Below are 23,884 nucleotides of genomic sequence, written 5' to 3' on the forward strand. Positions count from 1 at the left end.
TGGTGCGGCTGGCAGGAATTGAACCCACGACCCCTTGGTTCGTAGCCAAGTACTCTATCCAACTGAGCTACAGCCGCTGAGCCTTCGATTATATCCCGTTTTGCAGAGCATTCCCGCAACGAAGCGGAAACGTCGCAAAACCCGGTGCAAAAAGATGCGGTGGTAGGCCGTGATGGGCTTGAACCATCGACCAACGGATTATGAGTCCATCGGCGATCTTCGCAGGATCAAGCACTTACGTGCGCAGTTGTTCCGCAATCGTCTGGTTTTCGTCCCGTCGCATGCAAGCGCTGGCGCGGGGTCCCAGATTTTTGCGGAACAGTTCGTCAATGTCGATCAGCGCACGGCTCGAAGCGATCTGATGCTGGGCAGTTGCATTTTTGGGTCAGACACCATGAACTCCGTACCAGGCACTCGCACAAACCCCGCGCGAGCAAAGTAGGTCCGAAGCCTCTGGAACGCTACAGCCCTGTTGTTGCTGAAGGTGCCCAGCTTCAGCTTGGTGAAGGTGCGCTTGTCCTCAGCGTCGTTGAGGTCCCAGCCTGCAAGTTGCATGGGAAAGGGATTCATGGCGACGATTCCGCAGCCAGTGCCGAAATGGAACTGCATCCAACGAAGAGCTTCGAGCCCGTAACCATTTCCGCGGTACTTGGGGAGGATCTTCAGGTGGTCGATGACAAGCATGTTTGGGGACCAACGCTCACCGCCCTTCAGCGCCTTGGTGACCTCGGGCGCGAACTCCATATCGTCCCCGTCCCCATAGATGCCGAAGAAGTCGGCGGTCCGGCCGTCGCAATCGAGGAGATCGAACATGCTGTCCCCCTCATTCATCGCTGCCTCTGCGTCAACGATGATGACGGAGAACTGCCCTATGGTCGTTTGCCGAGCCTCGTCTTCGTCATCGCAGAGTTGCACCTTCCCATCGATGCATCGGTGGTAGCGGTTCGGCTCTTGATCATCGACAAGGGTTCTGTGGCTGTATTCGAGTACGAGCATATGTTCTCCGAGTTTCTTCCCTGCAACGTTGACGACGGCCAGACGACTATCGCTTCGATCATCCCTCGCTACATGCGAGGTGTGGCAGGATCCTCGCCACGAGTCCCTGTGCAGGGAGCAAAAAGATCACCTCAATCGGTGACAATTTGTTGCATCGAGGCGACGCAAGCCCCTGTCTTACGTATTACTACGGTGTAAACCGGGCGCCGCGCGCGCGCGTTTGTATATACACTCGTCGCTCATGCTTGAAAACCTGATCATCGCTCCCGAGATTCGAGAGAAGCTTCTCCGGCCCGATCACAACGTGAAAGAGGACGAGGTCAGGGAGTGTTTCCTCAACCACGATGGCTTCTACCTTGAAGACGAGGAAGAGGAACACCTGACGGATCCGCGGTCCGAATGGTTTGTAGGGGAGACGGACCGTGGCCGATTGCTGAAGATCATTTTTGTCTTCCGCGATGGCAATCTATTTTTGAAGTCGGCTTACGAAGCGAACGAAAAGGCGCAACGTATATACAGTGACTTCAAGCTCAAGCAACTAGGAGAATGAGATGACGAAAGCCAAGAAGCCGGGAACCGCCGAGGCGTGGGAAAAGGGCGAACTTGGAGAGAATGCCAGCTCCGCAAAGGTGGCATCCGCTGAGACGACCCAGGCGATTAATGACGCCCTTGGATTACAGATGATCTCAATCCGACTGCCAAAGTCTGTGATTGAGGATTTTAAGGTGATCGCCAGCATCGAGGGGGTTGGTTATCAACCACTGATGCGGATCGCGCTGACTCGCTTTGCTGAATGCGAAGCGAAACGGGTGATGCGCGAGTACGCTGCACAGCTCGAAGCAGAAAAGAAGTCTGCAGCTGCAAAGGCCACAGCCAAGGCTACGGCGAAAGATCGGTCTGAACATCCGGACCATGAGCGGCGGGCGGCTTAGTCGATTCGCGCCCATCCGCACAAAGCCGCCCTCGAGGCGGCTTTTTACATGCACGCCGATGTAATCGGCGCCCGTCTACTGGCAAATAAAGTAGGTGCGCGATGCCAACCAGTGCGGAGAAGATGGCGGCGGTTCAACCAACACAGGAACGCCAAATGTCCGTCTTTTTGGGGGAAGCCTTCGAGCGTGGCGGTAACTTCGTTGTCATCACGACATCTCGACGCCGCGGCGGCTGGTGGTCGTGGGTGGAGTTCGAGCAGGACACCGAGTACGGTGAGCGGTCCGTGCATGTCCCGGTCTACCGGCACAGGGTTCCTGGCACGTTCAGGACCAAACATGCATCACTTGAGGCCGGCTCGGACTACGCTTATCAGACGCTGTCCGAAGCAACGGTCGTGATCCATTAGGCGTCGCAGCGGGAATGAAAGGCATCAGGTTCCGCAGTGCTATCGTGGTCGTCCAACTTCAAGGACGGGAAAATGGAAGACGAGACTACTTTGACAGTCGGCGACCTGAAGCGTCATCTAGCGGGCCTGCCCGATGACACCAAGGTGACGTTTGGCGGAGGCCTCACGTTCTACCGTTTTCGGAATTGGGGAGACACGATCTTCCTTGAGTTCAATGAGCCTGAGGGCGCTCTATCTAACTCCTTCAAAAAACGGAACCCCAACGTCAAGGTCACCTTCATCAACACGGCAGCGACCGACTGGGATGAACAAGGCGTCGTAGGATCGCTCGACGTCAATGTCCGATAAACATGACCGTCGAGATCTTCGAGCTCCAAGGCTGCACTTCAACCAATGCCGCCGCTGTTGAAAGCGCCATCGCTGCGGTTGTTGGCGTTCAGAAAGCGACCGTTGCTCAGACTGCTGTAAAGCGTGTTTGGATCATCTTGGCGGAGTCCAACCTGCCTCGTCCAACCCTGCAGTCAGCGATCCGAAGCGCCCTGCCTTCCGGAGTGTCCGTCTAAAACCCCGTTGGGCGGCGCCCTTGACCTTCTCCACGTTGCATGAAACTAGCACCCTCACCATTTGGACAGTGATTCAGGCCCTGCGAACTACAGCGCATGGCATGACCTTCGGCGCGAAGCTACCCTGATTGCCGGCAGCGCAGTAGCATGCGCCCATGTGGAAGCCCGACAAGCCCATCGTGAGCGGCAGCAGCACGCTGTCGGATCAGGAAGCCTGGTGGCATGAATTTGTCGCCGAGTTCCACGAGCTGTGCGGCGGTGAGGTCGACCACGAATGGCTCGTTGGCCTGGCGGCCACGCTTTACCCCCTCAACGCCGACCGCGCGCCGAGAGAGGCGGCCGAGGTGGCGTTCATGACGCTTGGCTACGAACTACCCGGGTACGAACTCGAAGAGCCGTTCATGCCTCCACCGCCGCGGCGGCGCCGGCCGGGCCTGCACTGAACAGCTCAAGCGGCGGCACCTTCAGCATTTCTTTCGCTTCCTCGACTGTGCACGTGAGCCAGCGGTCGAAGTCATGCGCCTCTAGCGGGATCACCGTGCGCTTGTCCTGCTTGTCGGCCGGCAGCGGTAGCTTCGTCACCTTGTCGACCTCGGGCTTGTGCATTCGGCCCATCAGCGGGTGGCCGTCAGCGTTCATGGTGAGCATGGTGTAGTTGTCCCAGACCTCGCCCGTCTTCAGGTCAGTCCATGTGTTCCACAACCCGGCCAGGCCCCAGGGCGCTCCGTCCGCGCGCTTGAAGCGCCACCAAACGTTCTTGCCAGTCTCCCAGTTCGGCTCGTCGTAGCTGGCCGCCGGGATGATGCAGCGCCGACCTTTCTTCCAGGAATCGCCGAACGTTGGAGACCTCGCCATGCCTTCTGTGCGCGCGTTCACGGTGGAAAGACGCGGCCCTTCCTTCCCCTTTTCGTCGTCTTCTTTCGTGGGCTTGCCGCGCGGGATGTTGGTGGTCGACCAAGGCGGGATCATTCCCCACTGCCCCGCCACCAGCTCGCGCTCGTAATCCGTCACATCGAACGCTCGACGGATGAACCTCGCCTGCGACAGCGGGAACACGGTCAGCAGGTTCTCCCAGTCCTGGCGCTGGTTGCTCTTTCGATCGATCGACCAGAAGGCTTCGATCTCACGGTCTTGCGGGGAGATGTAGCGGGTGCACATGCATTCATCCTCTCAGGCCATCACGCCAGTTGACCATCCGCCGCAACTCGGCAAAGCCAGCCTCAAGCGCCTCCATGTATGTACCGAACGGCTCCTGGCACGCCCTCAGTTCATCGTACAGCCGCGCGTCGCCATCGGCCTCGATCAGCACCCAGTAGAAGTGCCCAGGGTCCTGTTCATCCACCGTGAGAGCGATCTGGCGAAGGTGGGTCATAGGCACATTCTGAGCGCCTGCGGCGCGCCGCCGGACTCCACAGTTACCCGACCTCGTTGATGGGCTTGAGCCAGTCAACGGCCGCCTCGTCGGGCGGCATCGCTCGCAGCCGCGCGTCGCGCCAAAGATCGCGCGCGACATCCTCCAGGTCGAGGGGGTCGACGGTGTGCCACTGCTGCTGCAACCGGTGTGCGCAGGCGGCAATCCAGAGGTTCGCCGGCATGTTTTCCATGCTTGCAGTCTACCTCAAAGACTGTATATTTATCCAGTATTACGAATGGAGCAGCCAACCTCAAGGCGAGGCCGCTACCCCGCCGTTCTGGTGCCTGCAGGACGTCTGCACGCTTTTGAAACCTCTCGGAGAACGCCATGAGCAAAGTGAAGAACGCTCGCGAAAAGTGGGCTGACCAGTACGTCAGCGCGATGCTGGAGCTGGAGCCTCGGTGCACACCCGACGATGTCGACGAGGAAGCCTGGGAACTGGCCGCTACCCATGGCTTGGAAGATCCAGCCACCGTCGCACGTCAAAAAGTGTTCCACGACGGGAAACCACACACGGAATACACCCTCGGCGTCAACACGCCAGCGTGGATGAAACCAGGAGCCGAAGTGCCCGCCGGATGGAGGTATGAAAGTGGCGCCTGGCGCAACGATTGAAGACGAGCTCGAGGAAATGGCGCGAAGAGTGGGCGAGCTCGGCCCTGACGAGCCGATGCGCCCTACCCTTCGCGACTTTGCCGACCACGTCGCCGGTCGCTGTGCACGTATCGGCGACCTCTACGGCGACTGGGACCGCAACGCAGGCGACCACATCCGGGCCGTGATGCATGGCTTTCCCGGCTTGATGCCCGACGCGCCTGCGGACGGCGGGAAAAGTGAGACTTGAATGTTTTTGGCAGAAGTCACCCTGCTGATGCGCGACGGTCTGCGCCTAAAGAGGGGCGAGCGCGGTCCGCCCTTGCGCGTCACCGTCATGATCCGCGACTCCGATCGCGACAAGAACAGTTCCAGCCGCAACCTGGTCGAGGTGATGCTCTTCGAGCACTGGGGCATCGCACAGGCTCGCTCTGCAGGTCGGATCTCAGACCCAGTGCTCCTGCCGTACAAGGGGCCCGGCTTTCTGCTGGCGGGGACCGAAGTTTGTTCAGAGTCCATCGACGGGGAAAGAAGGGTGCTGGAGCACCGTCAGGTCTGGCACGTCGTGCCGGCGGGGCGCTTAGGGGATGACTAGGCTCCCGCGCGAATGACAATTGCACTCATGAGCCAACCTGACTTTTTCAACGACGAGATCACCTTCCTCCGCGCGCCGTCGTGGCTTGGGCCGGATGTACACGAAGAACGCGAACTGCCGCAGCCCCCGAGCAACTACAAGGTCACACCTGGTGAGCGCTGGACGGTGACCTCATTGAAGACCAATGAGGTGGTCTACGACGGCATCGGTCCGGTCGAGATTCGCCGCGGAAGAGCCTTGGTGACAAGATAGATCGGCGCGCAATTCAAGGAGTCAGCATGAAGTTGATGACCGTTGAGATGACAAGCGAGGATGGGACGGATTTCGCGATCTGGTCGACCAGCGGCGAGATACCACCAGCGGAGGCCTTCGACCGACTAATTCGCGTATTGGCGGAAAGCAGGAAGACGATGGAGCCGACGTTTTCGCAGACGCTGCCAGTGCTCATCAAGGACCCGCCACAGGTTGATGGGGCCGCTTGGCAATGGTCGATTCAGCCTGATGGCGGCTTGGTCCTGAACATCCGCCATCCCGGGCTTGGCTGGCTCGGTTTCCGAATGCCTGATGTTGATCTCTTTCACGAGAACCTGACGAACGTGATTGACCAACGGAACGCACTACGCGACGAGGTTTCAAACCCGCGCGGATAAAAAAAATGTGTCACTGCCCGCTGCCGCACCAAGGGTAGTCACTGCCGCCGTCGTCGCACGCCCTCTCGGTAAAGGAGGCCGCCTATCTCCGCCAAAGCGACCCAGTCGTCCTCGGTGAGGTGCTTACGCGCTAAGTTCATCCAGGCTGCTAGGTTGGCAATGGCGTCGTCCAGGCCCTCACTGCTGCCCTGGATCTCAAGCAACTCTGCTCGCTGCTGGAAGAGTTGGATGGTCGGATGAATCATCCGGAGACTGTGCGCTCAGCAGACGGCGGAAGCAAGCCGCTAACGTGGGGCGGCATGTAGGAGAGCCTCTGTCACCCGAAATAGCTTTATGCGGATGGTCGGTAGTTCGCCGTCGAAGAAATTCGGCTTTTAAGGCTGGCGCGGTGCCGGCTGCTTCTGGAGACCACCATGGCAGATGACCCCAAGAAGACCGGCTTGGACCGAAAGCTGATCGCCCTGAACGAGCCACATGAAGTGCTCTCCTGGACGAAGTCACTCGGCTGCACCGAAGCCCAGCTCCAAGACGCCGTCAAGGCCGTGGGCAACTCGGCCGAGGCAGTCCGCGTCTACCTGAAGAAGAAATGATGTCGCACATCCGTCGGATCTCGGTCCACGTCGACGAACCCGACCCGGGGCACTTTTACTGGGTGCTCATGGAGGAAGGCGATGACGCCTCCCAATGGCGCGAGCTCGAGTCCTCAGACGAGGGCTACAACATGTGGCTCGATGCGCTGCAGGCGGGGACAAAGGCATTGCTCGGGTACGCGCCCGATGAACGCATTGGCCCTCGTGAGATCGGCGGCGACGACGAGGACGCGGCACCCGTGGGTATCCCCATCAGGTGAGCATGCAATAGCCCTCTACGCCCTCCTGTGCGCCTGGCGAAAACTCGCTTGGTACGTGCGCCGTGGGCCTCTCGCGTGAAAGAGCATCATGACAAACTGGCCCCCGCGGGCGCGAACCCAGACCATCACAGCGACGACCCCAACCGAGGCAAATGCGTGGGCGAAGCATCTTGGATGCAGCACCGCCGAATTGCGCATTGCGCTTCGAGCGGTCGGGAACTCCGTAGAGAGCGTTCGAGCCTATCTGGCCGCACTGAACGGGCTTGAGCCACCGTTGGCGACCCCTGCCCGCTCGGCCGTCAAGTGCAGCGCCGAAGAGAAGGCGAGACCCTCCGCGCAACTTCCCGTTTGGCCAGCCACGCGGCCCTCAGACCCCTGAGCGGCCTGTGCCCCCTACTTCGCCAAGGTCCTTACTTAGCCTATTCAGCGCCGCCCTGCCCATGGGAGTTATACGCAGAATTACCCCGCCGCGGCCGGTGGAATCACGTGGCTCAGGGAGATTCACCTCCAACAACCCCGCCGCCGCCAAGACTGCCGCGCATTGAATGTCGGCCTGCTGGTGGACAGCCAGCGGAAACGACGCGTCTTCGATGCGTCGCAGAAAATCCATCGGCATTGGCACTCCTCCGTATGTTGTTGAGGCACGAGAAATAGGGGCTGAGCGGCGTCTCATCAAGAGCCAGCTGTGTCCGCGAGGGATAGGTCAAGCAGCGGACTGTATAGCTTGGCCGAGCGAGGGCTAGAGAGCCGAAATTAGCCCTTCAGTGGGAAACGCTGCGCGTGCAGATCGACCACCTTCCTGCGCCACAAGATCACTCGCGCCTCAAAATCATCAACTCGAGCTTGAAGCTGTACGCCGTGGACGTCGTATTCGACAGGCCCAGCCGGTCTTTCGATATGCGGATAGGGTGGAACCTCGATACCTGACGCGCGCAGCTCCTCGATCAGGCTGATAACTTGTTTCATCGTTCGAGGATACGCTGCCCTGGCGTTGGCCGTTGAGGGGCCTTACGGGGGCCGACTAGATGCATCTTCGTACACGCTGGTCGTCATCAGGCCACCCCACAAGTCAGGCACCGCGTCGCACCACGATGCCCACCGATGTGCATGTGTGGCCAGCCAGTAGCAGCTTGAGGTGCACGTCGCCCGAGTAGGGCGGTACATCGACATGGAAGTCGAGGGCGTGCGCGAACGGCCCGATCCTGAATTCCTCCACCTCGTGCCCACGGTCGCGCAGCCGTTGCATCAGCGCTTCCATGTCGCGGCGCCGATAGATCACGGTCTCGCCGCTCTCAATGGTCCTATCGTTTGAGGAGGCATTGAACTCGGTGGTGTGTACGGCTACGCCGCCAGGCTTCAAGGTCGTCTCCACCGCATTGACCACGAACTGTAGTCCGGCTTCCAGGGAGCCCAGATGCTCGAAGCAGCAGGATGACCAATTGAAGTCGTAGCCCGTGAACTCCGGCCCGATGGCGTTCATGTCGCAGTAGGCGTGCGTCACATGCTGCGCCAGCTTTTCGTCGGGCACGATTGCCGGGTAGCTCAGCCCCTCAAGCGCCGCGCTGTGTTGATTGGTCGATGTCCATGAGGAAGTGGTTGCCAGATCCAAGGGGGCGTCGGTCGCCGTGATGTTGGCACCGAGCGAGGCGAACACTGCCGGCAGCGGCTCCCGCCCCACGCCGAACACGAGGCCACGAGACCCCGACTGAACAGCACCCGACTCCAGCAGCTTGTGCAGCACGAACACCCATTCCCATTGCTTGCGATGGAACCGAGGCCGCTCATCGATCAGCTTGCACAGTTGGATAAAGCGCGGGTGGTAGAAGTCGGCAGCCTGGCAGTTGGAATACTGGAGGAAAGGCGTCTCTACCGGCACCTGGTCGAAGCTTGGATTCGGGGAGAACGTCGAGTAGCGCGAGTTCTTAAGCTCGAAGCGCAGGGCATTGATCTGGGATTGGTGGTGCTCAAGCGCGGCGGCGATTTTGCTGTCAACGCGAGCATCGATGCGGCGGCGCACAGGCGCCCACATCGGCCGTAGAACATTCTTGGCGAGGGTCTTGAGCATGGGGCCGAAGGATAGCCCCCTCGTGAGTTATACAAATCCTGGTATTCCTTGCCAACCTTTCAAGATCCCGGGTCATCTCTCATGTCTACGGGACGCTCGCATTGCTGGAAGAGCCGTCAGGTCCACCCAATACCAACTCTCAAGTTGCCTTCGTGTTCGTAACCCAGGCCTTCTTTCCGTCCGAGCAGCATTTCACCCGCCCTGACCCTGGCCGCTTGAGGTCTCCCCTGCCGCCAGGTCGAAGCAGCAACCCGCGTAGTAGGGCTTGTCGCCGCCGCTCACGAACGGCACCTCGATCGGCTTGCCCTCGTTGCGCCACACGTCGCGCTTCTTGTAGCCGGAGCGCGCCAAGTCGGCGAGCAGCTCATCGTGGTGCTGAATGCGATAGGGGCACACGGCCACGCCGATGCTGTTGAGTGTGAAGATCGTGCGCTCCGGGTGCACAGCCGTGGTGTTCATGATGATCCGCCTGGGCTTCACGGGCAACGAGGAAAGAATCGCGTCCATGCGCACGGGCAGGTACTGCAGGCTGCCCGAGGCATACAGCACGTCGCAACCGCTCGCGTCACGGTAGTCGGTGGTGAAGGCCAGCTGTGCGGTGGCCTCTCGCTTCACGGCCATCGCTCGGCCGCTCTCGACCACGCCGGGCACATCGCACACGGTCCACCGCAGGGTGTCGGGATAGCTCAGCACGCGACGGAAGGCGTAGTACTTGATGCCGACGTGGCCGCCCAGGTCGAAGATGCGCGTCAGGCCCGCATCGATGGAGCGGCCCAGCCAGAACAGGCTCGGGTAGTCGTAGAAATAGATCTGCGGGCTGTAGAGTTCGCCCGCGTCGGCGTTGGCGTAGCCCACGGCCTTGGAGGGCGGAGCGCCGGCCTCGGCTGCCGCGAAGCTCTCGAACGACCCCATGAACAGGTTCTCGTCCGTGTTGTCCAGGAACTTGCGCCTGTAGGCGCTTTCGCTGGGTGGGAACCGCAGAAAGCTAGAGAGCATTTTTGGTCTCCGGTGGCGCCTTGATTTTGAGCGCGACCGAAGCATTCGAGGCCTAAAGCCATGCGCCTCTGGGGCAGTTACCCCGCAGGGGTTACTTACCGATGGCCAGTGCGGCCGCCGCCGCACGGGCCACCTCCAACTGCCGAAAGCCGCGGTACGGACCTACTCGACACGTCCCGCGAGCGCAGCGCGTTCACGAAATCCGGTCCTTGCAGATGGACTACTTCGTCGACTGCTCGGCGATCTTGCGCACCGAGTCGCCCGCACGTCGCGAGCCAGCCGACGAACCGAGCCAGTAGTTGCAGACCTGTCCGAAGGAGATCGTCAGGGCACCAAACAAGTTGTTCAGCAGCCCGGCGGTGCGTTCATCCCAGGTGCGTTCTACCCAGAACAGCAACGCGACCACAATGAAGAACCCGGCCACGATGATGGTCGAAATCACCGGCGCCGCCCACGCGATCGCGGATTGCTCCTTCGCCAGGTCGACCGTCTGCTGACGTGCGCTCTTGGTGTCATCGATGGCGGTGGCCTGGCTGGCTTGATCGATCTTCGCCATCTCCACCTGGAAGGACTGCTCGGCCGCCTTGAGCGCGACGATCTGCTCGCCCGTAAGGCTGCCGCTGCCCAGCGCTGTCGCTACGTCCTGCTCCGAGGCGCCGGGACGGCCGAGCACTTTGTCGGCGATGACCTTCACCGCGGCGCCGGCGAGCGGGCCGCCCAAGGCGGTGGCCAAGCCTGGGGCGATTGCGCCGACAGTCTCTTTCCAATCGAAGTCCATGGTCATGGCTCCAGCGCGGCGCGCGCCTTGATGGTGAGGGCCTGCACTTCAGCCAGGCCGAGGGCTCCGCCGTTCACGCGCTTGCGGATGCTGGTGGTCTCACCGAGCATGGCGTCGGGAATGCGGTCCTCCCACCAGGCGATGAAGGCATCCAGTGCGAACCGTGGCTGACTGAGCAGGTCGGGGATGCCGACGAGGTTCTGGCCGATCAGGTCGCCGACGCGCGCGTAGTTGTCACGGCCCGTGATCTGGCCAGGGCTACGGCCCCGATAGGTCCAGCCGTCGTTGGGCCCGACATTCCCAAGGTTCTTGCGCCCCCACTCGCCGCCGTAGACGATGTTCGCGATCGCACGCTGGTCGGCCGTCTGCTTGCCCGGAATGCGGCCGTACTGCCGCGCCTGCGCCGACGTGATGCGATGCGCGCCGAAGACCGCGACGAGTCTGTCGGCAGCGTAGTCGAGGCTTTCCTCCATCCGCTCGAGCATCATCGACTCGTGCAGGATGGTCGGCAGGAAGTCGACGAGCTCGATGTCGCCCTTGCTAAATGTGCCGTCCTTGATTCCGCCGGCGAAGACCGCGCCCCAGCGCTCGGCGGTGGCGGGCTCCACGCCAAGGTAGCGCAGGATCTGTGTCCACTGGTCGGGTGTTCGTTTCATCGTCCTGCCTTTTTGTCCGATTCGAGGTTCTCGATGCGGAATTTCAGGATCGCGATCTCACCTGCCAGCGTCATGGCTTGGCTATTCCCTGCGTTGACGGTGATCTTCAAATCCTTGATCTGGTCCTTCACGTCCTTGAGCGTCTCGCCCTGGCTGCCGATCTGGTGGTAGAGCCCGAAGCCGCCGGCCACGATCGCGAACGCGACGCCGAGAAGCCATGTCAGCGGGAGCTTCATGTCGATCACACGCGAGCCCCTCAGCAGTTCAGCCGGTTGAGTTTCTTGGATCATCTGAGTCTTTCGGGCAAAAAAGAACCCGCCGAAGCGGGTTGTGGTGGCGGAGCGGGCTTCATGCTGGAAGCTGCAGCTCGGGCAGCATGGCCAGCAGCTCGTCGACGCTCGGCTCGTCGATGGCGCCCACCTTCACCTGCGCCAGCACGTCGTAGCACTTGGCATAGACCAGGTCCATCCAGGTGCCGAAGGCGACGCCGTCCGCATGGAACGGGCTGACCGGCAGCGCGGCACGCAATGCCGCGGAGAGGATGCTGTCGTAGCCCTTGGCACGCGCAGCGGCGTTCAGGTGCGCGTCGACGGCTGCGAGCATGGCCGCCGCGCGCTGCTCGAGCGTGGGGCCTGCAGGCAGCGCCGGTTCGTTGCCTTCTGCTACCCACGCGAGAAAGGCCTGATAGGCGGTGTTCTCCGTGTCCACAAAGATGGTCTCGCCGTCATCGCGCACGATGCGGTCTGGAAATTGTGTGTACATGGTTAAATCTCCGCGGAAGCAGAAGTGACGTTGTCGACGAAGTAAGAATCTCCGGCCGCCGAGGCGGTGAGCTCACAGCGAAAGCCTCGGGGAGATCCCGCAACGTAAGTGAAGGCCGCAGCATTGACGCCGGAGCCGCCGGTGAACGTCGCGACGTTGGGCGTGGCGCGCATCAGCACGGGCAGGTTGACTTGAACGGAAGTGGCTTGGCCTGCTGCGGTCGCCAGGAAACGGGCGCCCGTGTAGATCAACTGGAAATAGCGGCGGCACAGCAGCTCTTCAAAAGGCAGCGGGCGGCGCTCGTAGGGCGTGGGCGCAAGACCAGGCTCGATCTGCACGCGAGACAGCGTGCCAGTGCCGAACTCAATGAGAAGGTTTGCATTGGGAGTCACCCCGCTTGAAGTCACCCCACTTGATGCATATGCGCCGCCGCCAATCTTTCCCTGTGCGGTCCCGAACCAGGACATGACGTAGTCCCCGCCCTCGATCAGGTTGCCTTCGATAGGCTGCACCAACGACCCTGCCGTGATGGTGATGACGATGTCATTGCCCGACGCCGCAAACGTATAGCTGCAGCCAGCCGCGCCCGCCTTCCAACCGTCATGTCCGTAGACACCAGCGGCCAGCACCACCGAGCCGGCCTTCGCGCGCTGGTTGATAACGAAGTTTGGATTTCGCGCGCGGCTGCGGAAGCTGATGACTGGGCCGATGCCCAGCGCCACGCGCGCCTCGGCGGCGTTGCCCGACGCCCCGAGCAGCCCCTTCGCATAGTTCAGGAACTTGGTGATGCCTGCCTTGAAGGTGGCGTTCGACGGCAACGGGTAGGTGTCGGCGAGTTCGGTTAGATCGGGTGGGAGCGCCATGGAATTGCCTTTCGGAAATGCAAAAGGCCACCCGAAGGTGGCCCGAAGGTCGAAGCGAAGAGAGGGCTAGTAGCCCTGCAGGGTGATGTCGGCAGTTGCGCCGGAGACCGCTACGTGTGCGGCGTTGAACGCGCGGATTTTTGGCGCCAGGGGCAGGGTCTTGTCGGTCTCGGTGGTCTCCGCGCCGCTGGCATCTGCCTGCAGTTGTGTAGTGATCGCCTTGATCGAAGTGAAGGGCTTGCCGTACGGAATGACGGTGCCCAGGGAGCTGATTGGCACGTCCGATAGCACTTCCACCATGTCGGGGGCGTCGATGGTCACGAACAACTCTTGAATCACGCCCTGCTGCACGCCGGCGCCGATGGTCACGCGGAACTGGTAGATCTCGTTCGCCGCGATCAGTTGGCCAGGCCAAGGCATCCACGCACCGGGCGGGTCGTAGAAGGGATCCGCGTCGGGCCCGTAGAACGACGCTCCATCCGCCCCGTACAGCGACCCGGGGCCCGCCAGCCGGTACTCGATTCGCAGGTCAGTGCCGAGTGCATCGATTTCCAACGTCATGACCGAGCCGGCCAGCGCCTTGTTCACCGAGATCTCGCTCGTCACGTACACCATCTGCCCATAGGCGCCAGCGTCGTAGAAGGGTTCGGTGTCCTGACCATAGAAACTCTGGTCGTCGGTGCCGTACATCGAGTCCAGCGCCATTGCCGAAGGCTTGCCACCAACCAGCATCCAGCCGCTCTGCAGCCCGGGCGCGAAGGGCCAGCCGAGCGCGTCGAAGTCCCACGCCTCGACCACGTTCGCGATGGGCGGATCGCCCAGGTTCATCACGATCACAGCGGCCGTCTTCGACAGGTTGCCGCTCGTGTCCTGCGCCTTGCCCATGATCGTGACGACGCCGCCCGGCCGCGTCTCGGGCTCCCAAGGGCTGGCGGTCACCAGGCCAGTGTGCAAAGGTGCGGCGCTACCCCAGTCGACGTTGCTCCCGTAGTGGAAGCGGAAGACGAAGCCGGCAAGGTCGGGCACGCGCCGCGGCAGGGTCCACGACAGCACGCTGCCCGCGATAGAGAGGTTCTCCATGTCCGGCGGCGGCTCGGTCTTGCCAATGACTCGATGCAGCACTTGCTGGCCCCAGTCGCTGACGGCGAGGCTGTTGCGCGTGCGCAGGCGCACCAGGATCAATGCCAGGTCCTCGACGCCGTAGAAGGTCACCTCGGTGGCGTCTCCGGGCACGATGGCATTGATCCAATCGCCATCGGGCAGCACGCGGTACTGCAGCTGGACGCTGCCGCCAATCAATACAGCCTGATCGAAGATCGGCGCCCAGGTGACTCGCACGCCGTTGACGATGGTGCCGTCGGTCTGGACGCGCAGTTCGCCCTCCCCGCTGTTGATCGACAGCAGCGTCGGCGGGTAGATCAGCCATGGCTTCGGGAGCCCGCTGTTCGATGCGTAGCCATCGGGCCGGAACGCCGCACCCCACGTGAAGATCGCGGCGGTGGTCTCCTTGAGCGTGAACACCACGAAGCCCGCCGGATCGAACTGTCGCTCCATGATTCGGAACTCTTTCGCGGTCCAGCCATACCGGGGCAGCGTCAACAGGATGCCGTCGAACAACTCGAGCGGATAGGCCTTCATCTTGAAGGGCAGCCGCGCCGTCAAACAGTCCCGCCCGTCGCGCAGCATGATGCCCGCGATGTGGAAGGCCTGGCCAGCGTAGAACACCGCCGGCATGGTGACCTCTTGCGAAATCTCCGCGCCATCGTCCGCGATGAGCGCATCGGCACGCAGCGGGGTAATCGGAGTCATCACATAGTTGGCAGCTTGGTCCCAGATCCGCGCCGTGACGATGTTGATCTTGTCGTTGCGCGGCCGGTGCGGGCTGACGGTCATCGCGCTCTGCGAGACCGAACCGTCGTTTCCACGCTGCACCACGGCCAAATCGCTCTCCATCAGGTGCATCACCGGCACCTGATACACGCCGGCGCGCACGAAGAACTCGCCCGCGGCAAACGCCCACTCGCCGCCCATCGCCTGCGCGAGATCGTCCAGCACGTCCCGCGTGGCGGTGCCGAATGGAAAAACAGACGCGGCACGAAACAGGCGCACGACCGTGCCGGGGATGTAGTCGATCGTGTCGTCGCAGGCGTTGGCCGCCGCAATGATCCGCGTGTCCTCCGCCGGGGTGAAGCTGGTCCGCTTGCCGAACTGCGGGAGCTGCATGACGTGTCGCATCAGCAGCGCCGGGTTCTCCGAGAACTGCGTGGGCCCGGTTCGCGTGTCCAGCACCCTGGCGCCGCGCAGTTGCGCTGTCACCGTGGGGATGCCCGATGGCAGCGCCGAGTCGTTGTAGGCGAACTGGCAGACGAGGTAGGCCACGCCCTGCGCGCGGTGGTCCGGCGTCCAGATGCCGGGCAGCATCGCCACAAGACCTGCGTCGGCCTGTTGAGTCGGCGAGCCGAGGTGCCAGCGGATGTTGACGAACGAATTGAAGCCGGAGTACTGGTAGTCGATGTAGAAGGCCCAGCCCGGCATCGTGTCGGTGATAGTCACCTCCCGTCCGTTAACGGTGCACGGGACCTCGTAGCCGAGCGTTCCACCTGTCCAAGCCGTTGCCTTCACAGAGCCGGGAATCGGGTCGTAGTCGAGCGTCACGCTCATGTCGTTGAGCGGGATGTGTTTCTGCGTGCTGAGCGTGGCCACCTGCCCGTAGGGCGCGGTCGTCACCTGGCCGCCGCTGTTCACATCGACGGGCTGATCGTTCAGGTAGATCTGCTCGACGCCGTCGATCTCGTGCGACGCGAGCGCGATGCACATGATGAACAGCTCTTTGTACTGGCCCACGCTGGTGCGGTAAAAGACGTGCCCACCCTTGCGCACGCGGCCCAACACCAGCTCGCGCGGCGCGACAGTGCCGGGAATGTTGACCCGGCGGTCGACCTGCGCAGCGTCGAACTGGGCGCGCGCGACGTTCTCGGCCTTGCGCTTCTGGTAGCTCGAAAGCGCGATCGTGCCCACGATGGCAACGGTGTACGAGATGGCGGTCACGACACCAGCCGCGATGGCCGAGCCCGTGATGGCCGTGCCGATGGCCTGAACGATGGGGGCGATGAAGGTGGGCATCAGATCTTCCAGGCCGCGACTGCAGACTCCATACCGAGCACGGCCATGCCGAACTCACCGGGCCCGACCACATTGGTTCCATTGCAGATGCCCAACATTTCGCGCTCGACGTTGACGACCAACACCACGTCCCCGACCGAGGCCATGCGCGGCGAAACCGGCTCGCCGAGGAACCGGCTGGCCAGCGCCTTAAGGCCGCCGCCCGCCTCGATCATTCGCGCGGCGTCGAGCGCACTGTCGTAGCGTTCGACAGATGCAATGGGGTTTCGGCCGGTCAGCGCCTCCACAGCGGCCGCCGCGAAGGTGCAGCAGTCGTTCGAGCCCCACGCAAAGGGCATGCTGCTGCGCGCCTTGGCGAAGTCGGCCAGGCGCAATTGCCAGTCTCGGAGTTTCATCAGCGCATCGCCATGAAGAGTTGTTTGGTCGGCCAGACGATGGGGATGCCCGCCTGCGAATTGACGTACTCGAAGGCGCGGTCAGTGGGGTACAGCGAGCGCTGGTCTGCGTTGCTCGTGGTGAGCGCATTGCCGCGAAGCAGGTCGACCGCCACGCTTTCAGCGGTGACGGCGATTGAGCAGGTCTCGCCGTCCTCCTGGATCGTCATCGTGTCGAGGCGCCCGATCCAGTCGACCGGAGCGTCAACCACAAGACCCACGGCGTTCAGGAGGGCCATGCGGATCGTCAGCGGCGTGCCCTGCACGATGTTGGCGTCGTCGAGCGCCAGCGAGAGGTACTCGGCCGGCACGCCGGAGATCTCGAGCTGGATGCCCTTGATCTCGCCCGGCGAATCGAGGATCGGAGAGATGGTTCCCAACCCGGCCGCGCCGCGATATGTGACGCCGCCGAATTCGATGTCGGCGTTGTACGAGCACAGCGCCACAGGCAGCCCGGGGAACTGCATGTACACGAGCACGGCGATGCCCATCACCGGCGCGCTCAATGCCGCGATGGCGTCTGGGGACAGGGACCTCATCCCACGGCCTCCACGAAGTCGAACGACACCTGCGCGGCGCGGCCGGGGGTGTACTGGATGGCTGACTTGGACGTGAGACGGAACGGCGCCGTCGGGCGGTTCCAGGTGACCGGCGTGCCCGCGGCCGCATTGATGCGCGACCGGTTCACCACGGCCACATTCATGTAGCCGCCGCCGCCCGCCACCACGTCGTCGCGGACCTGGAACAGCTGGCCTCCACACCCGATCATGTCGCCGGCCAGCAGTGTCTCGCCAGGCGCGGCCGTGATTGGAATGTTGGGGTCGCGCACGAACATCGGCGCGGCCAGCACTGGCGTGCCGCGCATCGTGCCACGCGGCTTCTTGCGGACCCAGTGGTAGAGCGCGACCGTGTTCGTCATGCCGCGCAGAGAGGCAATGAAGGCCTCGACGCGCGCCGCGTCCTCGAATTTCCGACTCGGAAGCGACAGGAAAACCATCCAGCGGTCGCTGCCCATATCAACGACCTGCTCGCTCCCGCCACCCGGCGCCGCGAACGAGCGCTGATTGGTCTCCTGCCACATGGTGAAGGCGTTCGGGCAGAAGCCAGCGGGGAGTGCGATCAGACTCATGGGTAGCTACCCCCGTAGCGCGAATTGCGTGCGAGCGCACCGGCCGCCTGTTGGCGACTCGCCTCCAATGCCTTCTGCAGCATGCTCACCGTCGCCACGTCGCCGACCGTGAAGTTGTTGATCGTGGCCCCGCCAAGCTCATGGTTCGGCGTGATCGCACCGCCCTTGCTCCCCATCATCAGGAACTGCTTTCCGTTGACGTCGAGCATCTCGGGCCCCTGCTCGTTGACCTGATACATCTTGCCGGCGGCAACAGAGCCACCGACCGCTTTCCCGCCACCAAAAATTCCGCCGAGCAGAGAGCCAAGCCAATCGCTTCCGCCGCCGCCATCGCTCTTCATGGAGCCGCCCAGGAGTTCTGCGAGAGGGCCGGTCACCTGCTGCTTGATGACGATGCGCGCCAGATCCTTGATGATCGAGTCGACGAAACTCTTGAAATCACCCTTGCCGGTCGTGAGGAAGTCGACGAGCACATCCTCAAGTCCCTTGAACGCGCTGCCGAAAGCCTGCTCCGCCAGCTTTGCGGTGTTCTGCGTCTCGTTGGCGTAGTTCTTGAGAGCCTCCGAGGCGCCCGATGCCCAGTCCTTGGACAGCTTGTCGATGCTTCCGTAATAGGAGCGGTAAGAGTCGACCGCCTTGGACTGGAACTCGTTGATGATGGCCAGCTGCGCGTCAAATTGCCGCTGCGCATCCGGGCCGAAGGAGCCCGTCAGTTCTGCTTGAGACCGCTGGTTCTGCAGCTGTCGCCGCTGCTCTTGGTACTTGTCCTCGATCTGCGTGATGCCGGCCGAGAAGTCGCGGGCCTTGGTGCCCTGGCCGATGCCTGCGATGGCGCGCTCATACCCGCGGTTCGTGGTGTCGAAGAAGTCCTGCGCCGCCTGCCGAGCCGACAGGAACGATGCTTCCATCTTGTCGTTTGCCGCCTTCTGCTGGATGGCAAGTACTTCGGCCTGCGTCGCCGTCGTGACGCGCAGCTTGGCCAGCGACGCCTCGGCATCTGCGATCTTGCGGTTGTTGTCGATGGCGTCCTTGCCGGCCAGGCTCTCCTGCTTCATCCTGGCGATCTGCTTCTGCAGCGCGTCCTCTTGCGCCGCGCTGGTCTGGCTCAGCAGCCGCTGCTTCTCGGTGTAGTACTGGTTTTCATCTTTCAGGCCGGCCGAGCGCAGCGCTTCGAGCACGCGCTCCTGATTGGCATAGGCGCCGGTCACGGCCTCCTGCGCGCTCTTGATGCGATCGAGGTCCGCGGCGAGCTGCGCCTTCGCCTCTTGTGCGCTAGTGTCTTTGCCCTTGGGCCCTTTGGGAGCTGCGCCGTTGAAGTCGAGTGTCTTCTGGCCCGGCGTGAACCCGCGCGTCTCCCGGGCGGCCTGCACAGCGGTGCGGTTGCGGTCGGCGATCCTCTTCGCGACCGTATCGGCCATGCTGACCGTGTCGGCCGTGTACTTCTTCCCCTGCTCGCGAGCATCCTTGATGATGTTGCTGATGTCGGCGGCCTGATCACGCGCTGTCTTCAGGAAACCGCTGGGGTCGAACGAGAAGGCAGCCTTCGCACCGTCAGACGAGTTCCGGCTCGCCGCGGCAACGATGGCGGCCGTCGCGCCGATCGATTCGCCCAAGAACTGGAACACCGTGGCAGTCTTGCGCGCAAGGTCGATGACGTGCGCCAAGAAAATCGCCGCGTCATCGGCGAAGGTCTGCACGCCCTTGTTCTTCGCGAGGTCCGATGCCCCATTTCCGACGCCCACCATTTCCTTGATCGCGTCAGTGATGGCGCCCGTGAAGTCGGTCAGCGCGGGGAGCGCTTGCGTGGCCAAGGCCTGGGCGTAGATCTGCAGTTCGGCGCGTGACTTGGCCTGCTTGTCTGCATAGTCGTCAGCCTGCTTGATCTGCTCGGCCGTGAGCACGACCTGGCGGCCGCCCTGCTCTTCCAGCGCCTTGAGGAAGGGCAGCAGCTCTGCGCCCGACTTCCCGAGCAGCGCCTGCGCGACGGCCGTCTTGCCGGCGCCGTCGGCGAACCCGCCGAGTGCCTTGGAGATGGCCTCGATCTGATTCTCGGGCGCAAGCTTCTTGAAGTCCTGCAGGTTCAGGCCGAGGGCGGTGAGCGCAGCGCCTGCCGCCTTCGACTCGTCATCAACGCCGGTCAGGTTCTTGGTCAGCTTGATGCTGGCCTGCGCGACGGCCTCGACGGTCGTGCCTGCGGTGCCGGCGGCGATGCTGAAGGCAGCCAAGCCCTCGGCGCTCGCGCCCGTCATCTCGGCCAGATCCTGGAAGTCGCCGGCCTTCTTCACCAGCGCGTCGAAGGCAGCGAAGGCGGCCACAGCCGACGTCGCCACGGTTGCCAGCGACGCGACGGCCACGGCTGCGCCGTCCTTGATCGCACCGCCGATCTTCTCGCCGAACTGACGCGCCTGGTACTCGGCCTTGGTCAGGCCTTGGGTGTATTCGGCGGCGTCCAGCCCGAGGCGGACGACAAGCGAACCAGCGGATGCGGCGGCCATCACTTGCGCCCCTGACCGAGCTTGCGCACGCCGGCGCCCGCGAGCATGCCGATGTCGTTCGCTGCGTTGTCGAGTTCGACGTCGCGATTCTTGTTGAACATGTCGAAGTCACTCATTCGGGTTTTGTTGCCGTTGACGTGAGCCAGTAGGTTGGTCAGCTGGATCAGCACCAGTTCAAGCCGTCGCGGCCAGAGCGGGCCGCGAACCATCCAAAGGGACAGTTCGCGCTCTGTAAGGGCATTGACCGCCGAGAGCGGCCATCCCATCGCCTCGCCCAGGTCTAGCTTGAAGCGGTCCCGGGGAGTGAGACGTTTCCCAGGTCCACCGCGGCGGCGTTGCTGGTTGCGTTCACCTCTTCCATCGCTTCATGGATGCGATTGAGCGATGAGGCACGCAGCCGATTGATGGCGAAGAGGTCGTCCGGGCTGTTGACGTCGAACAGCAGCTCGCCGGCCTGGTTGCACAGCATCCGGGCCACGCCACGCGCGGTCTGCAGCTTCGGATCGGCGTCCGAAGACATGGACTCGATCTCGCCCACCAGCAGCGGCTTGACGTAGACGTCGCCCCACTCGGGGACGTTGACTGGAACAGGCTTCGGGCTGGCGGTGGCGAGGATCTTGGCTCGCAGTTCGTCGCGGGTCATGCTGCGAGGACGAAGATTTCGCCGGTGAGCTTGATCGTGGTCGAGCCGGTCCACACACCGGACACTGCGCCGCTGAAGCTGGACTGCTGGACGGTCCCGATCATGACGATGGTGCCGCCGTTGTTCGGGAAGGTGATGCGCACCGCGATCTCGTCGCCGGCCACCTTTGCGGCACGAATGGCTGCCTGCACGGCCTCGTTCGGCGCGTAGTTGTAATTCAGCGTCAGGGTGCCGCTGTCCGACAGGCCGGTCTCAAATTCCTTGGCGGTCGAGCAGATGGTGGTGACGTCGATCTCGTCGGTGGAACCGTCCTGCTGGTCCACGCCGGTGAGCTCGCAGAAGGCGCTGAACGTGAGGGGCGCGAAGGTGCCGCCGCTGACGTAGGCGCCGTACCCGGAGGCATCGACGCCGGCGAGTTCGAAGTCGCCCGTGTCGGGGTTGTCGACGACGTACAGATTGCCGTTGAGCTCGGTCATGCCAACGACGCCGGCGATGCGGCCCACGGCGCCGAGCGCCAGACCGTGCGCGGCCGAAGTGACCAGCGCCGGGTCGGTCTGGTCGATGTCCGTGATGACCTTTCCGGTAGCCACTCCCGTGCTCACCTGGAGCGTCGAGCCGTGGAACTTGAGGCGTTTACCTGCTGCCATGATTGACCTTCTTTCTTACTGACGTGCTGACAAAGAAAAAGGCCGCACAGTGGCGGCCTTGGCTTGGAAAACTGGTTTGCAGTCAGGAACTGCTGGGGTAGCTGATGAAGTCCAGGCTGGCCCGGTGCAACTTCAGATCAGGCTCGTAACTCGAAAAGCCACCCGCGGAGCGCGTCGGCGGGGTGATTGCTGCGATCACCGTCAGCACCTGCAGTCGCAGCGCTCGCGTGGTGTCGAAATCCGTTGAGTAGATGTCGACCTGCGTTCGGGTGTTCGCCGTCTGCGCGGTGTCGTCGCCGCAGATGTCGTCTGTGATCTCGTCACTGATGAACGTGAACAGGATCGCTGGAGTGATGGGAACATCGGGCTTCTGCGGGAACACGCTGGCATGCACACGGCCCGCCACAAGCGGCGAAAGTGCGGAAAAGATCGTTTGTTCGAGGCTCATACGCCCGCCTTCGCCAGTCGCTTGGCGATTCGATCCTTGATGGCCTGCACCGCCTTTTCCTTGTTTTGGTCGTAGGCCGGCCGAAGGAAAGGTTGTGGCGCTGTCTTGGCGGTTCCGTACTCGACGAAACGCCCATAGAAAGCATCGATCAGGCCGGACGCGCGTTGCTTCTTCGTCAGCTTCCCTTGTCGCACGGTCACGATGTGCTCGCTGGTCAGGGGCGCTTCGCCTTTCGGCAGCCGCTTCACGATGATGTTCTTGCGCAAGTTGCCCGTCCGGACGGGTGCTTTTTGCCTGGCAGCGTCTCGGATCACCGCAGCGCCGGCCGCGGTGGCTGCACGCGCGATTCGGTTGTTCATGGCTTCAGACAAGCCCTTCATGCGCTCGCCAAGCTGTTTCAAGCCATCAACCTTGACGGTGACTGAACTAGCCATTGTTCAACCCCTTCTCGCAGACCAGGTCGACGTACTCCCGGCCGATCACATCCTCGATCACTGCCTTGATTTCGTAGACCACGTCGCCGTAAATCGCCCTGCAGGTCGCGTCCACGTCGCTCCTGAATCGAATCCGAATGCTGGCCTTGACCGAACTCACAGGAAAGTCGCTGCGGTTCACCTCGGCGCCGGACTGGTGCTTGATGTTCGCCCATACAGTCGCAGTGTCTGCCCACGCGATCGTTGAGCCGCCGCTGCCGGTCGGCGTCTCTACCAGGCGCTGCAGCTTGACCCGGCGGTTTAGGGTGCCTGCTTCGAGCGTCATGCCAGTGCCGGGGTGCGGAGCGGGTAAAGCAGCGCGGTCACGGGCCGCGGCAGGAAGCCCTGCTCGTACTCGTGGTCCTTGTCGTTGTCCCGGTCCTTGTAGAGGTAGCCCACCATCAGCAGCACGGCCGCCTTGACCTCGAACAGCACCTCAGTGGTATAGAGCGGCTTCCCTTCGGCATCGAATACCGGGTTGCCGTCGCCATCGACTTCTTGCACGAAACGGTTCGCGCCCTTGAGGTAATTCAGAACTGCGCCCGATGCGGCGTGGATCTTCAGTGTCAGGTCCGCGGCGTCGTCCGTTGTGTCCCGGCGCAGGTGGTCGGACGCCTCTTCCAAGGTGACGAGCATCGTCATTTCGCGACCTCCAGGCTCGCCGGCGTTTTCGCGTCACGGCCTTTCTTGACTGCCAGGCGCCATTCGGCGTTGCCGATCTCGGGCTTGGTGCGCGTGGTCGTCTGTGCGATCCAGTAGCTGCCCCCAAATGTGACGCCGTCGCCTTTCTCGAATGCATCGCCTTCGCGGTAGTAGCCGCGGTCCAGCACCACCGGCACGACGAAGGAGAACTCCTTGACGCGATCGCCAGCGGAGAACTTGATCGTGAAACCGCGCTCTCCGTCGTGTTCAACCTGGAGGTCGTGGAAGCCAAGGGCATCGACGCCGTCGCGGCCGTTGGTGCCGTTCACGCCATCCTTCGGCGCCGGGATGCGGTCGATGGACCTCTGCAGCACATCCTGAGCCCGCCGCTCGAAGTCCAGAGCCCAGCGCGCAATCTCGGGCTCGAGCAGCGCCTTGGCCTCTTCGACGGTAAAACTCTTGCCGTCCTGACCGTCCTTGCCCGGCTCGCCGTCGTTGCCGGCTGCGGGCGCAGGCAGTTGGGCCAACACCGCAGCCACAATGGCCTCAGCATCGAGCGGGGGCGCATCCTTGCCATCCTGCCCATCCTTTCCGTCGACGCCATCTTTCGGCGTCGGCAGCGCAGCAAGTTTCTGCTCGATTGAATCGATGCGGCCAGCCACCGCCAGCACGGCTTGGCCGACGTAGCCTTTGACGATCTCAATCAGCCCGTCGGCAAGTGCCTTCATG

Annotated in this window: 40 protein-coding genes and 1 tRNA gene; 14 read left to right on the plus strand and 27 right to left on the minus strand. The window is 62.7% G+C overall.

All coding sequences use genetic code 11. From position 1 onward, the window contains the following. Both AC0IYU_RS28025 and AC0IYU_RS28030 read right to left on the minus strand, forming a co-directional pair. Window positions 1-77, minus strand: a tRNA-Arg gene (locus AC0IYU_RS28025). A 259-nt stretch (window positions 78-336) separates the two neighbouring features. Further along, complete coding sequence (locus tag AC0IYU_RS28030) at window positions 337-996, minus strand: hypothetical protein (RefSeq protein ID WP_472123843.1); 660 nt, start codon at window positions 994-996, stop codon at window positions 337-339. 241 nt (window positions 997-1,237) lie between these two features. Here AC0IYU_RS28030 and AC0IYU_RS28035 point away from each other — a divergent pair, with 241 nt between their 5' ends. From AC0IYU_RS28035 to AC0IYU_RS28060, 6 genes are all read left to right on the plus strand, one after another. After that, entirely contained in the window at window positions 1,238-1,546 is a 309-nt protein-coding gene (locus AC0IYU_RS28035; RefSeq protein WP_472123846.1) for an ADP-ribosyl-(dinitrogen reductase) hydrolase, read from the plus strand. A 1-nt stretch (window position 1,547) separates the two neighbouring features. Next, window positions 1,548-1,928, plus strand: a complete 381-nt coding sequence (locus AC0IYU_RS28040) for a hypothetical protein (protein ID WP_472123848.1) — start codon at window positions 1,548-1,550, stop codon at window positions 1,926-1,928. A gap of 155 nt (window positions 1,929-2,083) precedes the next feature. Next, window positions 2,084-2,335, plus strand: a complete 252-nt coding sequence (locus AC0IYU_RS28045; RefSeq protein WP_472123850.1) for a hypothetical protein — start codon at window positions 2,084-2,086, stop codon at window positions 2,333-2,335. Window positions 2,336-2,407: 72 nt separating this feature from the next. After that, window positions 2,408-2,683 carry a hypothetical protein gene (locus tag AC0IYU_RS28050; RefSeq protein ID WP_472123853.1) on the plus strand — a complete coding sequence of 92 codons (276 nt, stop codon included), beginning with the start codon at window positions 2,408-2,410 and terminating at the stop codon, window positions 2,681-2,683. 2 nt (window positions 2,684-2,685) lie between these two features. Next, the gene (locus AC0IYU_RS28055) at window positions 2,686-2,898 is read left to right on the plus strand and encodes a hypothetical protein (protein ID WP_472123855.1); all 213 of its coding nucleotides are present in this window, start codon (window positions 2,686-2,688) and stop codon (window positions 2,896-2,898) included. 155 nt (window positions 2,899-3,053) lie between these two features. Beyond that, on the plus strand, window positions 3,054-3,341 hold the full coding sequence (locus AC0IYU_RS28060; RefSeq protein ID WP_472123858.1) for a hypothetical protein: 288 nt from the start codon (window positions 3,054-3,056) through the stop codon (window positions 3,339-3,341). Here AC0IYU_RS28060 and AC0IYU_RS28065 read toward each other — a convergent pair. Genes AC0IYU_RS28065 through AC0IYU_RS28075 form a run of 3 tightly spaced genes read right to left on the minus strand, consistent with a single transcriptional unit; the run spans window position 3,298 to window position 4,502 of the window. Further along, window positions 3,298-4,056 (minus strand): SOS response-associated peptidase, encoded by a 759-nt coding sequence (locus AC0IYU_RS28065; protein WP_472123860.1) that lies wholly within the window; start codon window positions 4,054-4,056, stop codon window positions 3,298-3,300. The genes AC0IYU_RS28060 and AC0IYU_RS28065 overlap by 44 nt on opposite strands. 4 nt (window positions 4,057-4,060) lie before the next feature. Next, entirely contained in the window at window positions 4,061-4,270 is a 210-nt protein-coding gene (locus AC0IYU_RS28070; protein WP_472123863.1) for a hypothetical protein, read from the minus strand. Between the two features lie 43 nt (window positions 4,271-4,313). Then, on the minus strand, window positions 4,314-4,502 hold the full coding sequence (locus AC0IYU_RS28075; protein WP_472123866.1) for a hypothetical protein: 189 nt from the start codon (window positions 4,500-4,502) through the stop codon (window positions 4,314-4,316). Between the two features lie 137 nt (window positions 4,503-4,639). Here AC0IYU_RS28075 and AC0IYU_RS28080 point away from each other — a divergent pair, with 137 nt between their 5' ends. From AC0IYU_RS28080 to AC0IYU_RS28100, 5 genes are read left to right on the plus strand one after another with little or no spacing between them, the layout of a single operon-like run. After that, window positions 4,640-4,927 carry a hypothetical protein gene (locus AC0IYU_RS28080; RefSeq protein WP_472123869.1) on the plus strand — a complete coding sequence of 96 codons (288 nt, stop codon included), beginning with the start codon at window positions 4,640-4,642 and terminating at the stop codon, window positions 4,925-4,927. Beyond that, window positions 4,899-5,156 carry a hypothetical protein gene (locus AC0IYU_RS28085; protein WP_472123871.1) on the plus strand — a complete coding sequence of 86 codons (258 nt, stop codon included), beginning with the start codon at window positions 4,899-4,901 and terminating at the stop codon, window positions 5,154-5,156. The genes AC0IYU_RS28080 and AC0IYU_RS28085 overlap by 29 nt, the downstream gene beginning before the upstream one ends. Further along, window positions 5,157-5,501, plus strand: coding sequence for a hypothetical protein (locus tag AC0IYU_RS28090; RefSeq protein WP_472123873.1), 345 nt, complete (start codon window positions 5,157-5,159; stop codon window positions 5,499-5,501). A 27-nt stretch (window positions 5,502-5,528) separates the two neighbouring features. Beyond that, entirely contained in the window at window positions 5,529-5,753 is a 225-nt protein-coding gene (locus AC0IYU_RS28095) for a hypothetical protein (protein ID WP_472123876.1), read from the plus strand. A 26-nt stretch (window positions 5,754-5,779) separates the two neighbouring features. Beyond that, entirely contained in the window at window positions 5,780-6,151 is a 372-nt protein-coding gene (locus tag AC0IYU_RS28100) for a hypothetical protein (protein WP_472123878.1), read from the plus strand. A gap of 38 nt (window positions 6,152-6,189) precedes the next feature. Here AC0IYU_RS28100 and AC0IYU_RS28105 read toward each other — a convergent pair whose 3' ends face one another. Beyond that, window positions 6,190-6,396: a hypothetical protein gene (locus AC0IYU_RS28105; RefSeq protein ID WP_472123880.1), complete on the minus strand. Its 207-nt coding sequence runs from the start codon at window positions 6,394-6,396 to the stop codon at window positions 6,190-6,192. Window positions 6,397-6,564: 168 nt separating this feature from the next. Between AC0IYU_RS28105 and AC0IYU_RS28110 the strand changes: the two genes are divergently transcribed. The 3 genes from AC0IYU_RS28110 to AC0IYU_RS28120 all read left to right on the plus strand — a co-directional run bounded on the left by AC0IYU_RS28110 (window position 6,565) and on the right by AC0IYU_RS28120 (window position 7,380). Continuing rightward, the gene (locus AC0IYU_RS28110) at window positions 6,565-6,741 is read left to right on the plus strand and encodes a DUF3606 domain-containing protein (protein WP_472123882.1); all 177 of its coding nucleotides are present in this window, start codon (window positions 6,565-6,567) and stop codon (window positions 6,739-6,741) included. Then, window positions 6,738-7,001: a hypothetical protein gene (locus AC0IYU_RS28115; RefSeq protein WP_472123885.1), complete on the plus strand. Its 264-nt coding sequence runs from the start codon at window positions 6,738-6,740 to the stop codon at window positions 6,999-7,001. Before AC0IYU_RS28110 ends, AC0IYU_RS28115 begins: the two co-directional genes overlap by 4 nt. An 88-nt stretch (window positions 7,002-7,089) precedes the next feature. Continuing rightward, a complete protein-coding gene (locus AC0IYU_RS28120; RefSeq protein WP_472123888.1) occupies window positions 7,090-7,380 on the plus strand; it encodes a DUF3606 domain-containing protein in 291 nt (96 codons plus the stop codon). A gap of 374 nt (window positions 7,381-7,754) precedes the next feature. Here AC0IYU_RS28120 and AC0IYU_RS28125 read toward each other — a convergent pair whose 3' ends face one another. From AC0IYU_RS28125 to AC0IYU_RS28225, 21 genes are all read right to left on the minus strand, one after another. Then, window positions 7,755-7,967 (minus strand): hypothetical protein, encoded by a 213-nt coding sequence (locus tag AC0IYU_RS28125; protein WP_472123891.1) that lies wholly within the window; start codon window positions 7,965-7,967, stop codon window positions 7,755-7,757. A gap of 103 nt (window positions 7,968-8,070) precedes the next feature. Next, window positions 8,071-9,066, minus strand: a complete 996-nt coding sequence (locus tag AC0IYU_RS28130) for a class I SAM-dependent methyltransferase (protein WP_472123894.1) — start codon at window positions 9,064-9,066, stop codon at window positions 8,071-8,073. A 192-nt stretch (window positions 9,067-9,258) separates the two neighbouring features. Further along, a complete protein-coding gene (locus tag AC0IYU_RS28135; protein ID WP_472123896.1) occupies window positions 9,259-10,062 on the minus strand; it encodes a TIGR04325 family methyltransferase in 804 nt (267 codons plus the stop codon). A 220-nt stretch (window positions 10,063-10,282) separates the two neighbouring features. Next, a complete protein-coding gene (locus AC0IYU_RS28140; protein ID WP_472123899.1) occupies window positions 10,283-10,840 on the minus strand; it encodes a hypothetical protein in 558 nt (185 codons plus the stop codon). Between the two features lie 2 nt (window positions 10,841-10,842). Further along, window positions 10,843-11,496, minus strand: coding sequence for a glycoside hydrolase family 19 protein (locus AC0IYU_RS28145; protein WP_472123901.1), 654 nt, complete (start codon window positions 11,494-11,496; stop codon window positions 10,843-10,845). Then, window positions 11,493-11,786, minus strand: coding sequence for a hypothetical protein (locus AC0IYU_RS28150; RefSeq protein ID WP_472123903.1), 294 nt, complete (start codon window positions 11,784-11,786; stop codon window positions 11,493-11,495). The genes AC0IYU_RS28145 and AC0IYU_RS28150 overlap by 4 nt, the downstream gene beginning before the upstream one ends. 58 nt (window positions 11,787-11,844) lie before the next feature. Then, window positions 11,845-12,258 carry a hypothetical protein gene (locus tag AC0IYU_RS28155; protein WP_472123906.1) on the minus strand — a complete coding sequence of 138 codons (414 nt, stop codon included), beginning with the start codon at window positions 12,256-12,258 and terminating at the stop codon, window positions 11,845-11,847. Between the two features lie 2 nt (window positions 12,259-12,260). Continuing rightward, complete coding sequence (locus tag AC0IYU_RS28160; RefSeq protein ID WP_472123909.1) at window positions 12,261-13,121, minus strand: hypothetical protein; 861 nt, start codon at window positions 13,119-13,121, stop codon at window positions 12,261-12,263. Between the two features lie 66 nt (window positions 13,122-13,187). Continuing rightward, window positions 13,188-16,244, minus strand: a complete 3,057-nt coding sequence (locus AC0IYU_RS28165) for a phage tail protein (protein ID WP_472123912.1) — start codon at window positions 16,242-16,244, stop codon at window positions 13,188-13,190. Beyond that, complete coding sequence (locus AC0IYU_RS28170) at window positions 16,244-16,639, minus strand: DUF6950 family protein (protein WP_472123915.1); 396 nt, start codon at window positions 16,637-16,639, stop codon at window positions 16,244-16,246. The genes AC0IYU_RS28165 and AC0IYU_RS28170 overlap by 1 nt, the downstream gene beginning before the upstream one ends. Beyond that, a complete protein-coding gene (locus AC0IYU_RS28175) occupies window positions 16,639-17,217 on the minus strand; it encodes a hypothetical protein (protein WP_472123918.1) in 579 nt (192 codons plus the stop codon). The genes AC0IYU_RS28170 and AC0IYU_RS28175 overlap by 1 nt, the downstream gene beginning before the upstream one ends. Then, window positions 17,214-17,807, minus strand: a complete 594-nt coding sequence (locus tag AC0IYU_RS28180) for a hypothetical protein (protein ID WP_472123921.1) — start codon at window positions 17,805-17,807, stop codon at window positions 17,214-17,216. Before AC0IYU_RS28180 ends, AC0IYU_RS28175 begins: the two co-directional genes overlap by 4 nt. Then, window positions 17,804-20,302 (minus strand): phage tail tape measure protein, encoded by a 2,499-nt coding sequence (locus AC0IYU_RS28185; RefSeq protein WP_472123924.1) that lies wholly within the window; start codon window positions 20,300-20,302, stop codon window positions 17,804-17,806. The genes AC0IYU_RS28180 and AC0IYU_RS28185 overlap by 4 nt, the downstream gene beginning before the upstream one ends. Then, window positions 20,302-20,568, minus strand: a complete 267-nt coding sequence (locus AC0IYU_RS28190; protein ID WP_472123926.1) for a hypothetical protein — start codon at window positions 20,566-20,568, stop codon at window positions 20,302-20,304. Before AC0IYU_RS28190 ends, AC0IYU_RS28185 begins: the two co-directional genes overlap by 1 nt. A 14-nt stretch (window positions 20,569-20,582) precedes the next feature. Beyond that, complete coding sequence (locus AC0IYU_RS28195; protein ID WP_472123929.1) at window positions 20,583-20,945, minus strand: hypothetical protein; 363 nt, start codon at window positions 20,943-20,945, stop codon at window positions 20,583-20,585. Continuing rightward, window positions 20,942-21,592 carry a phage tail tube protein gene (locus AC0IYU_RS28200; protein ID WP_472123931.1) on the minus strand — a complete coding sequence of 217 codons (651 nt, stop codon included), beginning with the start codon at window positions 21,590-21,592 and terminating at the stop codon, window positions 20,942-20,944. Before AC0IYU_RS28200 ends, AC0IYU_RS28195 begins: the two co-directional genes overlap by 4 nt. Window positions 21,593-21,674: 82 nt before the next feature. Next, window positions 21,675-22,040: a tail completion protein gp17 gene (gene gp17 / locus AC0IYU_RS28205; protein WP_472123934.1), complete on the minus strand. Its 366-nt coding sequence runs from the start codon at window positions 22,038-22,040 to the stop codon at window positions 21,675-21,677. Then, entirely contained in the window at window positions 22,037-22,441 is a 405-nt protein-coding gene (locus AC0IYU_RS28210) for an HK97-gp10 family putative phage morphogenesis protein (RefSeq protein ID WP_472123937.1), read from the minus strand. Before AC0IYU_RS28210 ends, gp17 begins: the two co-directional genes overlap by 4 nt. Before the next feature lie 25 nt (window positions 22,442-22,466). Continuing rightward, entirely contained in the window at window positions 22,467-22,799 is a 333-nt protein-coding gene (locus AC0IYU_RS28215; RefSeq protein ID WP_472123941.1) for a phage head closure protein, read from the minus strand. Next, complete coding sequence (locus AC0IYU_RS28220; RefSeq protein WP_472123944.1) at window positions 22,796-23,155, minus strand: head-tail connector protein; 360 nt, start codon at window positions 23,153-23,155, stop codon at window positions 22,796-22,798. Before AC0IYU_RS28220 ends, AC0IYU_RS28215 begins: the two co-directional genes overlap by 4 nt. Further along, complete coding sequence (locus AC0IYU_RS28225; RefSeq protein WP_472123947.1) at window positions 23,152-23,883, minus strand: hypothetical protein; 732 nt, start codon at window positions 23,881-23,883, stop codon at window positions 23,152-23,154. The genes AC0IYU_RS28220 and AC0IYU_RS28225 overlap by 4 nt, the downstream gene beginning before the upstream one ends. Between the last annotated feature and the right edge of the window lies 1 nt (window position 23,884).

The organism is Variovorax sp. AC103 (genome assembly GCF_979254005.1).

Coding starts and splice junctions, on each gene's coding strand:
- AC0IYU_RS28095 (WP_472123876.1), top strand. CDS start 5,529: ATGAGCCAACCTGACTTTTTCAACGACGAGATCACCTTCCTCCGCGCG.
- AC0IYU_RS28150 (WP_472123903.1), bottom strand. CDS start 11,786: ATGATCCAAGAAACTCAACCGGCTGAACTGCTGAGGGGCTCGCGTGTG.
- AC0IYU_RS28110 (WP_472123882.1), top strand. CDS start 6,565: ATGGCAGATGACCCCAAGAAGACCGGCTTGGACCGAAAGCTGATCGCC.
- AC0IYU_RS28200 (WP_472123931.1), bottom strand. CDS start 21,592: ATGGCAGCAGGTAAACGCCTCAAGTTCCACGGCTCGACGCTCCAGGTG.
- AC0IYU_RS28065 (WP_472123860.1), bottom strand. CDS start 4,056: ATGTGCACCCGCTACATCTCCCCGCAAGACCGTGAGATCGAAGCCTTC.
- AC0IYU_RS28100 (WP_472123878.1), top strand. CDS start 5,780: ATGAAGTTGATGACCGTTGAGATGACAAGCGAGGATGGGACGGATTTC.
- AC0IYU_RS28070 (WP_472123863.1), bottom strand. CDS start 4,270: ATGACCCACCTTCGCCAGATCGCTCTCACGGTGGATGAACAGGACCCT.
- AC0IYU_RS28170 (WP_472123915.1), bottom strand. CDS start 16,639: ATGAAACTCCGAGACTGGCAATTGCGCCTGGCCGACTTCGCCAAGGCG.
- AC0IYU_RS28035 (WP_472123846.1), top strand. CDS start 1,238: ATGCTTGAAAACCTGATCATCGCTCCCGAGATTCGAGAGAAGCTTCTC.
- AC0IYU_RS28085 (WP_472123871.1), top strand. CDS start 4,899: ATGAAAGTGGCGCCTGGCGCAACGATTGAAGACGAGCTCGAGGAAATG.
- AC0IYU_RS28215 (WP_472123941.1), bottom strand. CDS start 22,799: ATGACGCTCGAAGCAGGCACCCTAAACCGCCGGGTCAAGCTGCAGCGC.
- AC0IYU_RS28040 (WP_472123848.1), top strand. CDS start 1,548: ATGACGAAAGCCAAGAAGCCGGGAACCGCCGAGGCGTGGGAAAAGGGC.
- AC0IYU_RS28175 (WP_472123918.1), bottom strand. CDS start 17,217: ATGAGGTCCCTGTCCCCAGACGCCATCGCGGCATTGAGCGCGCCGGTG.
- AC0IYU_RS28160 (WP_472123909.1), bottom strand. CDS start 13,121: ATGGCGCTCCCACCCGATCTAACCGAACTCGCCGACACCTACCCGTTG.
- AC0IYU_RS28060 (WP_472123858.1), top strand. CDS start 3,054: ATGTGGAAGCCCGACAAGCCCATCGTGAGCGGCAGCAGCACGCTGTCG.
- AC0IYU_RS28105 (WP_472123880.1), bottom strand. CDS start 6,396: ATGATTCATCCGACCATCCAACTCTTCCAGCAGCGAGCAGAGTTGCTT.
- AC0IYU_RS28080 (WP_472123869.1), top strand. CDS start 4,640: ATGAGCAAAGTGAAGAACGCTCGCGAAAAGTGGGCTGACCAGTACGTC.
- AC0IYU_RS28055 (WP_472123855.1), top strand. CDS start 2,686: ATGACCGTCGAGATCTTCGAGCTCCAAGGCTGCACTTCAACCAATGCC.
- AC0IYU_RS28165 (WP_472123912.1), bottom strand. CDS start 16,244: ATGCCCACCTTCATCGCCCCCATCGTTCAGGCCATCGGCACGGCCATC.
- AC0IYU_RS28120 (WP_472123888.1), top strand. CDS start 7,090: ATGACAAACTGGCCCCCGCGGGCGCGAACCCAGACCATCACAGCGACG.
- AC0IYU_RS28115 (WP_472123885.1), top strand. CDS start 6,738: ATGATGTCGCACATCCGTCGGATCTCGGTCCACGTCGACGAACCCGAC.
- AC0IYU_RS28225 (WP_472123947.1), bottom strand. CDS start 23,883: ATGAAGGCACTTGCCGACGGGCTGATTGAGATCGTCAAAGGCTACGTC.
- AC0IYU_RS28155 (WP_472123906.1), bottom strand. CDS start 12,258: ATGTACACACAATTTCCAGACCGCATCGTGCGCGATGACGGCGAGACC.
- AC0IYU_RS28180 (WP_472123921.1), bottom strand. CDS start 17,807: ATGAGTCTGATCGCACTCCCCGCTGGCTTCTGCCCGAACGCCTTCACC.
- AC0IYU_RS28090 (WP_472123873.1), top strand. CDS start 5,157: ATGTTTTTGGCAGAAGTCACCCTGCTGATGCGCGACGGTCTGCGCCTA.
- AC0IYU_RS28145 (WP_472123901.1), bottom strand. CDS start 11,496: ATGAAACGAACACCCGACCAGTGGACACAGATCCTGCGCTACCTTGGC.
- AC0IYU_RS28030 (WP_472123843.1), bottom strand. CDS start 996: ATGCTCGTACTCGAATACAGCCACAGAACCCTTGTCGATGATCAAGAG.
- AC0IYU_RS28045 (WP_472123850.1), top strand. CDS start 2,084: ATGTCCGTCTTTTTGGGGGAAGCCTTCGAGCGTGGCGGTAACTTCGTT.
- AC0IYU_RS28050 (WP_472123853.1), top strand. CDS start 2,408: ATGGAAGACGAGACTACTTTGACAGTCGGCGACCTGAAGCGTCATCTA.
- AC0IYU_RS28190 (WP_472123926.1), bottom strand. CDS start 20,568: ATGGGATGGCCGCTCTCGGCGGTCAATGCCCTTACAGAGCGCGAACTG.
- AC0IYU_RS28185 (WP_472123924.1), bottom strand. CDS start 20,302: ATGGCCGCCGCATCCGCTGGTTCGCTTGTCGTCCGCCTCGGGCTGGAC.
- gp17 (WP_472123934.1), bottom strand. CDS start 22,040: ATGAGCCTCGAACAAACGATCTTTTCCGCACTTTCGCCGCTTGTGGCG.
- AC0IYU_RS28125 (WP_472123891.1), bottom strand. CDS start 7,967: ATGAAACAAGTTATCAGCCTGATCGAGGAGCTGCGCGCGTCAGGTATC.
- AC0IYU_RS28130 (WP_472123894.1), bottom strand. CDS start 9,066: ATGCTCAAGACCCTCGCCAAGAATGTTCTACGGCCGATGTGGGCGCCT.
- AC0IYU_RS28140 (WP_472123899.1), bottom strand. CDS start 10,840: ATGGACTTCGATTGGAAAGAGACTGTCGGCGCAATCGCCCCAGGCTTG.
- AC0IYU_RS28135 (WP_472123896.1), bottom strand. CDS start 10,062: ATGCTCTCTAGCTTTCTGCGGTTCCCACCCAGCGAAAGCGCCTACAGG.
- AC0IYU_RS28075 (WP_472123866.1), bottom strand. CDS start 4,502: ATGGAAAACATGCCGGCGAACCTCTGGATTGCCGCCTGCGCACACCGG.
- AC0IYU_RS28220 (WP_472123944.1), bottom strand. CDS start 23,155: ATGACGATGCTCGTCACCTTGGAAGAGGCGTCCGACCACCTGCGCCGG.
- AC0IYU_RS28195 (WP_472123929.1), bottom strand. CDS start 20,945: ATGACCCGCGACGAACTGCGAGCCAAGATCCTCGCCACCGCCAGCCCG.